This is a genomic window from Paenarthrobacter sp. RAF54_2 (assembly GCF_052113945.1).
GTDB lineage: Bacteria > Actinomycetota > Actinomycetes > Actinomycetales > Micrococcaceae > Arthrobacter.
Window position 1 is genome coordinate 79,113 of record NZ_JBFRDV010000002.1, and the last position, 12,224, is coordinate 91,336.

Here is a 12,224-nt window from a genome sequence, read left to right on the forward strand (position 1 = left end):
CATCACCGGCACGGCGGTGCTGTTGTCTCCCGGACAATCAATTGGTGCGGCGCTACCTCTGAATGCACTGCACCTGCAATGCCATCGAGTTCATCCAATAGCATCTTGGTTCCCAGTTCGGCTTGGTCGTCCGGCCGTTGACCCACGGTTGTGAGGCCCAATGCTTCGGAAAAGTCGTGATCGTCGATGCCGATGACTGAGAGGTCCTCCGGCACGCGAACGCCGTGACGCGTGGCTTCGAAGATGACTCCCATGGCCATCTCATCAGAGGAACAGAAAATAGCTGTTGGCTTGCGTCCGGGTTGATTCCAGAGCCGAAGGAATGCCTGCTGCCCGCTGGCAACTGTGAAGTCACCCCATTCGTCCCATTCAGGACGGACTTCCAAGCCGGCGTCGGACATGACTTCCTGGAAGGCGCGGATCCGGACACGGGGAACGTCGAAGTTCAGGTCTGTCTCGTCGTCGCCGTGGAGCAGCGCGATGTCCTTGTGTCCCAAGTCCAGCAGATGCCGCACGGCTGTGGACGCGGCGTCGTAATCGTTAATACCGATGTAGGCGCAATCCTCAACGTGCCCGCCAACCACTACCAGCGGGATGTCGATCTTGTGGAGGTGTTCCAGTTCGTCCTCGCTGAGCGCCATACACAGCACCAGCAGCGCGTCGATCTGTTTGTAGACCATGGTGGAGCTGAAGAGCCGCTCGCGATTGCTGCCATGGCCGCCGAGGTTGAACAGGGAGAGGTTGTACTTGCGCGAGTGCAGTTCCCTGTCCGCGCCTTCTATTGCTTTGGAGAAGAACCAACGGCTGACGAAGGGCGCCAGGACTCCGATAGTGCGCGTGCGCCCAGTGGCCAGTCCCGACGCCGACGACGACGCCACATAGCCCAGCGACGCCGCGACTTCCAGGATCTTTTCACGCGTCGCAGGCGAAACCCGGGGCAGCCCCCTGACAGCCCTGGACACGGTGGCCGTAGACACTCCCGCTGCTGCTGCGACGTCCTCGATGCTGACGCCTGTATGACCACCGCGCTGGGACCTACCCGTTGTTCGTGTCACAGGCCCCCCTCTCCGGCTGCCTTTACTTCGCCGTTTTCTTATCTTTCGGCGAAGAATCAGTCTATTTTGTGCAGGGCTTGGTTACGCAGCGGAGTCATCCGCTGCGTAACCAACGCTGCAATTGTCTAGCCCTTGAGACCGCCGGACAGCAGGCCTCGAACGAAGTACCGCTGCAGGCCGAAGAACACCAGGAGCGGAATGATGATCGACACGAAGGCCGCAGCCGGGTTCAAGTAGTCCCTGGCACCGCGCGTACCGGAAATCTCGGCCAGACGCTGGGTGATAGGTGCTACGTCGGCCGTTCCACCGGAGAACACCAGTGCAACCAGGAGGTCGTTCCAGACCCACAGGAACTGGAAGATCGCCAGCGAAGCCAGCGCCGGAACGGAAAGCGGCAGGATGATGCGCCAGAAAATAGTGCTGTGTCCCGCACCGTCCACCCTTGCCGCCTCGATAACTTCACCAGGGATCTCGGAGATGAAGTTGTGGAGGAGGAAAATACCCAGGGGAAGCCCGAACATCGTGTGCGCGATCCACAGCTGCGCGTACGAACCCGCCGGCAAATGCAGGGTTTGCGTAAAGAGTTGCAGGAGCGGAATCAGTGCCATCTGGAGCGGAATGATCTGCAGGGCGAACACGAAAATGAAGAGTGCGTCGCGCCCCTTGAACTTGCCCCACGCGAACACGTAGGCGGCCATGGATGCCAACACCAGGACAAAGATGGTGACCGGGATGACGATCGCTACCGAGTTGGCGAAGTACTGGGACAGGTTGGCAGATTGCGAGCCCGCCGGGGTAAGGACGTCCGTATAGTTCTTGACAGTGAAGTCCCAGTCCAGGAAGGCATTCCACCAACCGTTTGAGCGGGGGCCCACCTGCTTCGGGGCAGGACGGAACGAGGTAACAAAGAGTCCAAACGTCGGGACAGACCACACGACGGCGATGATGATCGCTGCCGCTGTTGCCCACTTGGAAGTGAGCTTGGTCTTGACCCTGCGCATCATCGGCTGGGCGTCCTCGGTGGGGTCCGATCCAGGACGCTGCCGGGTGGCGGCCTTGGACGCCTCTTTCGGGGCTGGCGTGGCTGTCAATGGATCTCCCTTTGCTTGCGAAGGACTCGAGCGTTGTACACGACGATGGGCAGCACCATGAGGAACAGGATCAAGGCCAAAGCGGCACCTCGTCCTGGCTCACCGGCGCGGAAGGCTTGCGTGTACATTTCGTTGGCCACAACCGAGGTGTCGTAGTTTCCGGCTGTCATGGTTCGGACAATGTCGAATACCTTCAGCGTGGCGATCGTGATAGTAGTCAAGACCACCACCAACGCCCCACGGATGCCCGGGACCGTAACGTTGCGGAACTGCTGCCAGGCGTTGGCCCCATCCAAACGGGCTGCCTCGATGAGTTCCACCGGGACACCCTTGATGGCCGCGGAAAGAATCACCATGGCAAAGCCTGTTTGGATCCAGACCATCACGATGATCAGGAAGATGGTGTTTTCCGGGGCGTCCAGGAGGAACTGCTTGGGGTTCATTCCCATGGCGTCACGGATGAAGTTGATGACACCCGTCTGTTCAATACCGGGGCCGCGGTAGTCATAAACGAGCTTCCAGATGATGCCGGCTCCTACAAAGGAGATGGCCATCGGCATGAAGACCAAGGACTTCAGAACCCGCTCTCCACGGGCCTTATCGATGAAGACGGCGTAGGCCAGCCCAAAGCTGGTCGACAACAGGGGAACCAGGATGGTCCAGATGATGGTGTTCCGCAGCGTGGTCAAAGCCTCAGGCTGCGTGAACATCCAAACAAAGTTATCTAACCCGTTGCCTTGGCCACTGGCATCCGTGAAGGCCAGCATTGACGTCCGAACCGCGGGATACACAAGGCCCACCAGCATCAGGATTCCAGCCGGAGCCAGGAATCCTGCCACCGTAACTTTGTCCTTGACTGACTTTGGTGCCCTATCCACCACGAGCATGAGGATGCCGATAATAGCGGCAAAGATCGCCAGGGCGATCACTACTTGAAGGAGTTTTCCTCCGATAAATTCCATACCCAACCTCCGGGGCGTGAGTGAATCACTAAGTTCCGGGAAACACACTGCCTCCCCGGCTGGGCAAACCAGCCAAGGGAGGCAGTGCCTTCGGAGTTAGCCCTTGGGCCAGCTGGACTCGATGCTGTCAGCCACCTGCTGGGCAGAGCTGCCGTTGATCCACGCCACAATGCCCTTCCAGAACGAGTTGGAACCCACGGCGCTCGGCATGAGGTCCGAGCCGTCAAAACGGAAGACCGTCTTGGGGTCCTGAAGGAGCTTGATGGACTGCTTATCCAAGGCGGACTGTGCGTTGTTCGCGTCAAGGCCCTTGTTTGCACTGATGGCGCCGCCCAGCTTCACGCGGTTGTTCGCGAAGTCCGCGCTTGCCATGAATGCCAGATATGCCTGGACCTCGGGGGTGTCCTTGTAAGCACCAACCACCTCGCCACCGCCGGTGATGGCTGTGCCCTTGGATTCATCCACCGGAGGCGTCATGAATGCCCAGACGTCGCCGTCCTCGGCCACGTTGGTACCGGCAGGCCAGTTGGCTGCCTGGAACGATGCCTGGTGGTGCATAGCGCACTGTCCATCCAGAACCGGCTGGCCAGCCTGGGCAAACGCGGTGCTCAAGATCGAACGCGGGTCACCGAAGCCACCATTGACGTAATTCGGGTTGAGCAGGATGTCGCCAACCTTGTTGAAGGAGTTGACAATCTTGGGGTCATTGAACGGAATCTGGTGCGTGATCCACTTGTCATAGACTTCCGGGCCCTCGGCACGCAGGACAACGTCCTCGATCCAGTCGGTGCCTGGCCAACCCGTGGCTTCGCCCGATTCAAATCCGGCACACCATGGCTTCATGGTCTTGTCGTCTGCGATCTTCTTGGTCAGGTCCATCATTTCATCCCACGTCTTGGGGACTGTCCAACCCTTGTCCTTGAAGGTCTTGGGCGAGTACCAGACGTAGCCCTTGACGTTCGCGAGCATCGGGGCGGCGTAGAACTTGCCATCCACCGTGCCGTACTTCTTCCAGTCCGCGGACCAGTTCTTATCCACAAGATCGGACACAGTCTTCGGGGCGGCCTTCAGGTAGCCAGCGCGGGCCTGGGTGGCCAGAAGACCGGGCTGTGGGAAGATCGCGACGTCAGGGGCCGTACCGGACTGGGCCCGGACGCCGATCTGAGTCTCGAACTCCTTGCTGCCCTCATACTTGACGGTAATGCCGGTGCACTTTTCGAACTGTGCCCAGGATTCCTCCAGGTTTGTCGCTTCGGTGTCGACAATGCTGGCGTACACGGAGACGGTCTTGCCGTCATGCTTGCCGTAGGTGTCGTAGGCGGAACAGTCATTCGACGCCGTGCTTCCGCCGCCGCCGCTGTTTCCGCTACATGCGGACATTGTAAGTGCCAGAACGCCGGCCGCTGCGACCGGGAGCAGGTACTTGGATTTTTTCATGCTGAAGACTCCTCGCTGAGTACAAGAAAATCGTGGCGCGATTTGATGTGGTGGGCCTCACACTAGTCATGATCAAGGTGGGAATGCAAGCGCTTACACCTAACGTAACCACAACGATACAAAGTAACCTTTGCATCGTAACGGAGCGACCAGGCTGCGGCCCGAATCACTCGCCGTCGAAAGGAAGCCCCTGCCGCGCCGCGAGGGAGACATTGGCCGAGCAGGTACGTCATCAGATTTGTTTGCCCACTGTTGCCTATGCAACAGTGAGAAGTGTGGATGAACTTGAAGCACTCCAGACCATTGGCCGCCTGATCAAAGAAGAACGGCTGGCCCAAGGGCTGAGCCAGGTGCAGTTGGCCAAGCAGGCTGGAACCGCCATCAAGACTGTCCGGACGCTGGAATCCGGTACGCGGCGCACCCAGGAAATCAATCAGCGCAAGCTTGAGCACGCCTTGGGATGGCGCGCCGGATCAATGTCTGAAGTCCTCAAGGGAAAATCCAGCTTCGCTCCGGACCAAATCACTCCGGACGATATGCGCAGCAGCGACGAGCCACGGCAGTCTTCCGGGCCCCGCGTCATGGTTCCGGCAGCCCCTATAGCCCGTGCTTCGCATCTTTCAGACGAGGAACTGCTCGCCGAACTGACTTACCGGATGATGCACCGCAACAGGGGCTAGCTGGTTGCTGGCAGTTGCTGCCGGCGAACCATCTCGCTTATCCAAACAGGCGCGAACGGAGAGGTGCAGTTGGGCGGAGTTGGGTAATCCTTCAGCACCTCCAGTCGCTCTCCAATACTCAAAGCGCGGGCGCGATGCTCCGGGTGTTCGATGCCGATCTGGGCAAGACACGTGTTCATCGCCCATTGCAGGCGGTCAGGAGCTTCCTTCATCCCGGCCTCAATTGCGTCCAGCAGCCCGACGAGGTCAAGGCCTGCCGAATCCTTCACGACGCGCTCCGACGTCAGCGCCCAACCTGCACTCGCCACCACAGGATCCTTGTCCGCAAACCAGGCGACCCGCAGCTCTTCGGCATGCGGACTCTTCTTGACCACGTAGTTCACCAGCCAGTCGTGGACTTTGGGTGTGCGGGCACCACGCAGCATGGTGTCCAGCTCGTCGGATCGGAACGACTTGGGCCGGCAGATCAGCAGCGCCAGCAGCTTGGCCGCGGTGTCGTCCGTAGCCCAGAGCTCGCGTGAAAACTCTTGCTGTGTCTTCAACCGCTTCGCGATGGCGCGCAACTTACTGAGGTTCACACCGTGATCGTCACCGTGCTTCTCGTTCACGTCGCGCCATCTCGGGTCTTCCAGCGCGGCCAACTCGGCCATCACGTCAGCCAGCGTCGTCCCAGTCGCGGCACTACCAGTCGCAGTTGTACCTGTCGCAGTTGTACCTGTCGCAGTTATCGCGGCCACTGGAGCCTCCCGTCCATCGCGTGTAAAGCTCAGCCTACTAGGCGTGGGCGTGCTGGTCCCGGGCGCCTTCGATCAGCCGCTTAACCACAGCGGGATGGCAGCTCATGGAGTGCAGTCCGCACGTTCCTTGATCTGCCATCCTCGCGCCATGTGGCGTAAAGTCTACTTCCCGCCCTTGAACAGGCCTGCGATCTTGGAGCCGAGACCCTTCACGTTTTCGGTAACATCTCCGGCGAATTCCTTGGACTTCTCCGCAACGTCACCAGCAAGTTCCTTGGCGTTTTCCCCGACGTCACCGGAGAAGAATTCCTTGACGTTTTCTGCTGCATCTCCGGCGAATTCCTTGACGTTTTCTGCTGCCGCGCCCGCGAACTCCTTGACATTTTCCGTGGCCTCGCCAGCAAATTCCTTCGCATTTTCAAGCGCCTCGCCAGCTACATCCTTGGCGTTGCCCGCGGCGCCCGCTGCTGCTTCTGATCCCGTAGTTTCTTCACTCATGGTGCTCTCCTTCGTGACGGTTTGAACGCCGATTGTTTTTGGGGCTTTGTCCCGTAAAGCAATCAATCGCATCAGGGAGTTTTTCCCCCTCTGCTTTCAAACTATGGGCATACGCAGCGGTTAAGCAACGCAAAACACCCTCAGCGAAATATTCGGCAAAATTAGCGGGGACGGTCACCGAACCCGTTCAGCTTTTGTAAGCTTTGCCCGGGCCCCGGAAGCCATATGGACCAATACGGGGGTCTTCTTGCCAATCACGAGGTCCAAGGCTTCGACCAGGCGCGAGATTTCGGCAGCCAGGAGGTGCGGTGCGACTCCCTGCCGGGGCTGGATGCGCAGCCTCAATCCGGGCTGGCCTTTGACCTCATACGATGCCACAGACGCTCCCGCGAGGTCCGGCCGATCTGCCAGGGCTGCCCGAAGCGCTTGTTCTGCGACTCCGCCACCGATCTGGACCTCACCCTCCACATGGCTCTCGTCGTCGCTGGCCACCAGAAGGTTGGCCCTGCCTTTACCCTGTTGCGCCAGCCACGCGACCATCGCAATAATAATGGCCACCAAAACCACCCCGGCCACGATCCACAGCCAGCTTTCTTCACGGCCGGGGAACCGGGTTTGCCGGAAAGCGTCCTCCGCACGAGCCCACATGTCCGCGGACCAGCCATGCCACCACGTTGCCACAGCAGGAACGGTGGCCAGTAGCAGAAGCAGTAGACCCACGGCCAGGAGTTTTACGCCAATGATGAAGAGAAGGACCCGGTTAAGGGCACGCGGTGTCCCGTTCACGCGCCCACCACCCCCGAGGTAGAGAGGTTCACCCGAACAGTGGGCATGGGAACGGGCGACATTTCATCGAGCTCGGCCTGCACTGCTTTAAGGACGGCTTCTTCACTGACCCTGCTTCCTGAGGTGGGTCGGACGTTGACCACCACCGCTTGCCTGGACACAATCACCATGACCTGTTCCGGTGTCACGTTGGCGGCAGTCCGCGCGCGACGCGCAAGTGCCGAGGCCAGCACTTCGTCATCAACCACGACGGCGGTCCGTGGGTCCCGCAGCAAATGCCGGGCTCGCCTGCCGGGTAATACGGCTTGAAGGAGGAAAAACAGCCCCACCATGGCAATGACAGCACCGCTTGCGCCAAGCAGAAGGGGTTGGATGCCCGCCGGAAGGGCGATGATACGCTCCGCTGCTGTACTTGGGTCAACAAGCCACGGCGGCTGCCCGATGGCCCGGAGGGCAGATTCCAGAAGTGCGAGAACACAGAGAATTATCACGAGCACTGCACCGATGGTGGCTGCTCCTGCCCGGGACGAGTGTGTTTCCCTGCGCAGGATACGGCTCATGGCCGGGTCCTCGCCGGCGATGGGGCTGGCTCCGGAGTCGGTGCCAGAAGGTTCAAAGGCTGTTTCCTGGTCCTGCGTCAACGGACACGGCCTCCCTCTGAAACGTGGGCTCCACTGATCCTGATGTCCACCCGGCTTATGCGAAAACCGCTGAGCCGAGTGACACGCTCCAACACTGTTGCCTTTGCCGCCACGGCACGGTCCCAGATGGAGCCGCCGAAGCCCTGGACGCGCTGCGGATTACGCAGCACCTCACTTAAAGCGGGGATGCTGATAGGTGCCACGATGGACAAAGCCAGCAGGCCGTCGTCGTCCGACCAATCGGCGCGGATGTCACCGGGTTCCACGCCGAGAGCCTCGGCGGCCGCTGCCTGTGCCAGCGATGTCAAAGCCTGGGTACTGATCCGGTTATGGCCGGCCAGGCTGGTGGTAGTTTCCACAGCCTCAGCCACGCTCATGACGAAGAGCGCCGGCCCGTAATGGCGTCCAGGACGCTGCGGAGATCGAGCTTGCCTTCAGCTGCACGGCCCAGAAGGGCGCCAATGCCCATAAAGAGCAGCGAGATAAGGAAGCCCCACAGCCCGAACTGGAAGGACATGAACGCCACGAAGGCGCCAATCGCGATTCCCACGACGGTCATGCTCATTGCAGTGCCTCCCTTTCGACCACGACGGTTTTGGGCTTGGGGGGCGGTGCCACGTAGACATCGTTGATCTCGATGTTGACCTCGATGACCTGGAGCCCGACGAGTTCCTCAACAGCCCTGTAAACAGCAGCGCGGACCTGGTTGGCGACGCCGTGCAAGGGGTGCCCGTAGACAGCCACCAGGTTGATGTCCACGGCTACCTGGGTTTCGCCCACTTCGGCGCGGACACCCGCGGCATGGTCCGAACTGCCCACAGCGTCACGGATAGCGCCAAGTGCGCGGGATGGACCTGAGCCCAGGGAGTAGACGCCTGGAACCGCGCGTGCAGCGATGCCGGCTACTTTTGCTACTGCCGCCTCGGAGATGATGGTGCGTCCGGTACCGAGGACCTCGCCCTCAGGCACAGGGTCGATCTGCAAGTTCTGGTCTGACATCGGGCACTCCCCTTCTCTTGAGTACCACCCTAGCGTCTAGCTCCGACGCTTTGTGAGAGGTGCCCGGAGTGAAGGGAACGCGCGCGGCGACTACTTGCAGTTCTTATCCATCCAGTCCTGGATCGGCTTCATAAGTTGCTCGAACTCGGGCTCCCCGTACTTGCGGAAATCCGTGCCGGCCGACTCCGTATAGGCCCTCAGCTTTTCAAAGCTCGGCTTCAGTTCCTCGGGCACCTTGTCCTGCATCCGGGACAGTTCCTCCTTGGCCTTCTTGATATCTTCCGGGTCGCCGCCCACCACGGCCGCAAACGGCAGGATGGTCACGCTCAACATCGCGGCGCTCACGGAGACGCATGCTTCAGACAAGGACGTGAATTCGCCGTAGAAGCCGCCCGTGCCTGTAGTCGCGTCGGGGCTTGCACTGATCTCCGCGGTCGGCTCAGTGCTGGATGTTGGGGCGTTGCTGGCGCTTGGGGCGTTCGACGAGGCTATGGGCGTGGGCTGCGCAACCGGTAGCGGGAAGGAGCAGGCACTGAGCGCCGATGTTGCGCTGAGAAGACAACCGAGCAGCAGCGGGATCGTAATTCGCCGGCCGGCACCTTTCCTGTGATTTCTGCCAAGAAGCCTGGACGTGCTGAAGCGTGTGCTTTCGATCATGGTGTCCCCCGTTGGATTGCCTGCGATGACGAACCGGCGAGGGCAAGACTACGCCCGGCTTGCCGCAGTGAACAGAGGTTGAGTTATCCACAGGCAGTTCTCTTCGAGAGGGTCTCTGGAGCCCACCCCACCTAGACTGGCCGACACATCACCAAACAGCCGCTGGGGAGCCTGTCATGCCACGCCTTTCGTCCGCCTCTTTTACTGTTCTCACCGTCCGCGTTGCATCTGTCGCGTTCGGGATTTCGCTGCTTCTCAGCGGTTGCCAGGGCGGCAGTTCCCCCGGCAAATCACCTTCAGAAACAGGCTCGACGACGGCGTCCCCCACCTTGGGTGCCAGCAGCTCAGGCGCTGCTTCAAGTCCTTCTCCGAGCACCGCTCCATCGGGTGTGTATAAGCCCGCAGATGCGAAGGGCAAAGCGCAGAACGTTCCCGTGGCCCGTCATGCCCGAGTTGGCGAAGGAGAACACGAAGGAGGGGCTGGAGGCGTTTGTCCGGTATTGGTACGCGCAACTCTCTTACGTGGATGAAACAGGCGATATGTCCTCGTGGCTTCCATTGATCTCCCGCGACTGCCGGCTTTGCGTTCGACTTCAGGAATCGGGAGAGGACGGATATACGAAGGGGCGCTGGTTGGTCGGCGGCAAGATTTCCTTGCCAGTAGTCGAAGTGCAGTGGGGTGCAGACAGCGTAAAAGCGGCCAAGGTACAGGTGATTCAAGACCAAATCGACTACTACAACTCGGATGGGTCAGTCGGACGGACACGGTCGGAGGCTTCTAACGATGCTTTCGCGCTTTTCGCTTCATTCGCCGAGGGCACGTGGACTGTGGTGGACCTTGGCGTTATTGCGTGAGGTTTTGCATAGAAGCTCATTCTTGGCAGTGTTAGCAACTCTTGTCTTGGGACTATTTGTCTTCGCCTCGCCGGCCGCAGCCGAAGATGTTTGGGCCGCGAACAACGCTGGCGACGAGGGAATCGAGATAGGCGCGAGGTATAGCAACGATCCAGGCACCGGCGACATGGTTCCGAACTTGGAGGGCAAAACATCACCAGACGACCCCAACCAGTACATGGCCGACACCCACTGCCGGGCGGACGGTCCCGACACTGTCGATCCCGGCTGTCTGGCCCTAAGCTGCCCTGCCACAACACCGGGCGGCGATGAAGGAACACCGGTGATCTGGAAACAAGCACCCAAGTCCATCACCAACCCGGGCTGGACCAACTGGATCCCGGTCAGCGGACCCACGTGCCTGTACGCCGCCCAACCCGAGAACGTCCTTGCCAACATCGCAGCCCAGATCCTGAACGACTTCCGCCAACTCCCCGTCAACCCAGGCACCCTCGAAGCCCAGCCCTTCCCCCACACCCTCAAGGGCGGGCCAACGAACTTCTACACCACCGCCGCCGAACAAGCCTTCGACGTCACCATCCTCGGCCAAGCAGTCCACCTGACGGCAACCCCGGCCAGCTTCACCTACAACTTCGGCGACGCCACCACCCTCGGCCCGACACCGGCCGCCGGCTACTCGATCCCCGAAGCCGACTGGCTCCTCAACGACACCCGCACCAGCCACATCTACACGGCAACAGGGAACTACCCCGCCACCATCACCACCAGCTTCACCGGAACCTACTCCGTCAACAACGGACCCCCACTGCCCATCAACGGAACCCTGGACCTCACCACACCACCCAAAACCATCCAAGTCTGGAAAACAGAAAAAGCACTCGTCGCCGACACCTGCCAGGAAAACCCCAAATCCTGGGGCTGCCCCGGCGCTAAAAGATAGCCGAGTGGGGGCAGGCACAAACCGTCGCAGGCACAAGCAGGGCAGGTTCCTCTGCCTAGGCCGGGGAACCTGCATGCAGCAATGGCAACGTCATTGGGCGCGGTGCGGCAAGAGGCTCACCCAGTCCGCCCAGGACTTGCCGGGCCAGAGCCACATCGTTGACGCAGATCCCATCGACTTCGAGTTCGATGGCCGCGCTGATTTCGTCACTTGTCACCAGGGTCCAAGGGAACACCTTAAGTCCGGCGCCATGAGCTTCGGCAACCAATCCGGCGTCGAGAATTCCAGAGGCGGGCGCAACGGCGGAAGCCCCGGTTGCCAAGGCAGTGATGACAAGTTCTTCAGGGTCGGAAGGATAGAGGCCTACCGACCGGAGGGGGCTCTCCCTGCTCAGAGCCACCAACGGAACTCCCGGCAACATTCCGGACATTGCCCGGATAATTTGGGGATCAAAGCTGCGGACGCGCACGGCCTGTTCGTCCTGATGGGCCTTCAGCACTTTGGACAATTCAGTCACTATTGCGTGGCCGTACCAGTCCCAGGCCCCGCCGTCAGTTTTGACCTCAATGTCCAGAACAACATCGGTGGCATTGGCGAAGCGCAACAGGGCAAGGGCCTCCGACAGCGACGGCGCACGTGTTTCAGGATCGACGTCGGTGGTAGTAGCTGGGTGCTTCTCAACCACGGCCTGAAGCATGGTCTCCAACCTGATGTCGGCGGTTCCGATGACAGCATCATGTCTCAATACCAGTTGCATGTCGGACGTGAGCCAAACATCGACTTCTATGGCACCCACGCCCAGGCTAAGTGCCTCGACGAAGCTCGCCAATGTATTCCCATGCCGTGTGGCCAGAACGCCTCGGTGGCCCTGAATCTCGATCATTCG

Annotated in this window: 16 protein-coding genes; 3 read left to right on the plus strand and 13 right to left on the minus strand. The window is 60.4% G+C overall.

Features of this window, described 5'->3' with window-relative positions:
* Positions 1-2: 2 nt before the first annotated feature.
* From AB4Y87_RS01780 to AB4Y87_RS01795, 4 genes are all read right to left on the minus strand, one after another.
* The gene (locus AB4Y87_RS01780) at positions 3-1,055 is read right to left on the minus strand and encodes a LacI family DNA-binding transcriptional regulator (protein ID WP_442002782.1); all 1,053 of its coding nucleotides are present in this window, start codon (positions 1,053-1,055) and stop codon (positions 3-5) included.
* Between the two features lie 125 nt (positions 1,056-1,180).
* The gene (locus AB4Y87_RS01785; protein ID WP_442002783.1) at positions 1,181-2,146 is read right to left on the minus strand and encodes a carbohydrate ABC transporter permease; all 966 of its coding nucleotides are present in this window, start codon (positions 2,144-2,146) and stop codon (positions 1,181-1,183) included.
* A complete protein-coding gene (locus AB4Y87_RS01790; RefSeq protein WP_442002784.1) occupies positions 2,143-3,108 on the minus strand; it encodes a carbohydrate ABC transporter permease in 966 nt (321 codons plus the stop codon). The genes AB4Y87_RS01785 and AB4Y87_RS01790 overlap by 4 nt, the downstream gene beginning before the upstream one ends.
* Positions 3,109-3,204: 96 nt before the next feature.
* Entirely contained in the window at positions 3,205-4,545 is a 1,341-nt protein-coding gene (locus AB4Y87_RS01795; RefSeq protein WP_442002785.1) for an ABC transporter substrate-binding protein, read from the minus strand.
* Positions 4,546-4,820: 275 nt separating this feature from the next.
* On the opposite strand from AB4Y87_RS01795, the gene AB4Y87_RS01800 reads away from it, so the two are divergent.
* Entirely contained in the window at positions 4,821-5,225 is a 405-nt protein-coding gene (locus AB4Y87_RS01800; RefSeq protein ID WP_442002786.1) for a helix-turn-helix domain-containing protein, read from the plus strand.
* On the opposite strand, the gene AB4Y87_RS01805 is transcribed toward AB4Y87_RS01800, so the two are convergent.
* From AB4Y87_RS01805 to AB4Y87_RS01840, 8 genes are all read right to left on the minus strand, one after another.
* Positions 5,222-5,875, minus strand: a complete 654-nt coding sequence (locus AB4Y87_RS01805; RefSeq protein WP_442002970.1) for a DNA alkylation repair protein — start codon at positions 5,873-5,875, stop codon at positions 5,222-5,224. The two genes, AB4Y87_RS01800 and AB4Y87_RS01805, sit on opposite strands and share 4 nt — an antisense overlap.
* Positions 5,876-6,124: 249 nt before the next feature.
* Positions 6,125-6,460: a hypothetical protein gene (locus tag AB4Y87_RS01810; protein ID WP_442002787.1), complete on the minus strand. Its 336-nt coding sequence runs from the start codon at positions 6,458-6,460 to the stop codon at positions 6,125-6,127.
* A 174-nt stretch (positions 6,461-6,634) separates the two neighbouring features.
* On the minus strand, positions 6,635-7,246 hold the full coding sequence (locus tag AB4Y87_RS01815) for a hypothetical protein (protein ID WP_442002788.1): 612 nt from the start codon (positions 7,244-7,246) through the stop codon (positions 6,635-6,637).
* Positions 7,243-7,887, minus strand: coding sequence for a DUF6286 domain-containing protein (locus tag AB4Y87_RS01820; protein ID WP_442002789.1), 645 nt, complete (start codon positions 7,885-7,887; stop codon positions 7,243-7,245). The genes AB4Y87_RS01815 and AB4Y87_RS01820 overlap by 4 nt, the downstream gene beginning before the upstream one ends.
* A complete protein-coding gene (locus AB4Y87_RS01825) occupies positions 7,884-8,264 on the minus strand; it encodes a hypothetical protein (RefSeq protein WP_442002790.1) in 381 nt (126 codons plus the stop codon). The genes AB4Y87_RS01820 and AB4Y87_RS01825 overlap by 4 nt, the downstream gene beginning before the upstream one ends.
* Complete coding sequence (locus AB4Y87_RS01830) at positions 8,261-8,452, minus strand: hypothetical protein (protein ID WP_216922303.1); 192 nt, start codon at positions 8,450-8,452, stop codon at positions 8,261-8,263. Before AB4Y87_RS01830 ends, AB4Y87_RS01825 begins: the two co-directional genes overlap by 4 nt.
* Positions 8,449-8,886 carry an Asp23/Gls24 family envelope stress response protein gene (locus AB4Y87_RS01835; RefSeq protein WP_442002791.1) on the minus strand — a complete coding sequence of 146 codons (438 nt, stop codon included), beginning with the start codon at positions 8,884-8,886 and terminating at the stop codon, positions 8,449-8,451. The genes AB4Y87_RS01830 and AB4Y87_RS01835 overlap by 4 nt, the downstream gene beginning before the upstream one ends.
* 90 nt (positions 8,887-8,976) lie before the next feature.
* Positions 8,977-9,543 (minus strand): hypothetical protein, encoded by a 567-nt coding sequence (locus AB4Y87_RS01840; protein ID WP_442002792.1) that lies wholly within the window; start codon positions 9,541-9,543, stop codon positions 8,977-8,979.
* 405 nt (positions 9,544-9,948) lie between these two features.
* Between AB4Y87_RS01840 and AB4Y87_RS01845 the strand changes: the two genes are divergently transcribed.
* Together AB4Y87_RS01845 and AB4Y87_RS01850 are read left to right on the plus strand one after the other, a co-directional pair.
* Positions 9,949-10,398: a DUF6318 family protein gene (locus AB4Y87_RS01845; protein ID WP_442002793.1), complete on the plus strand. Its 450-nt coding sequence runs from the start codon at positions 9,949-9,951 to the stop codon at positions 10,396-10,398.
* 28 nt (positions 10,399-10,426) lie between these two features.
* Positions 10,427-11,338 (plus strand): hypothetical protein, encoded by a 912-nt coding sequence (locus AB4Y87_RS01850; protein WP_442002971.1) that lies wholly within the window; start codon positions 10,427-10,429, stop codon positions 11,336-11,338.
* Positions 11,339-11,393: 55 nt separating this feature from the next.
* On the opposite strand, the gene AB4Y87_RS01855 is transcribed toward AB4Y87_RS01850, so the two are convergent.
* Positions 11,394-12,221: a glycerophosphodiester phosphodiesterase gene (locus AB4Y87_RS01855; RefSeq protein WP_442002794.1), complete on the minus strand. Its 828-nt coding sequence runs from the start codon at positions 12,219-12,221 to the stop codon at positions 11,394-11,396.
* Positions 12,222-12,224 lie beyond the last annotated feature (3 nt).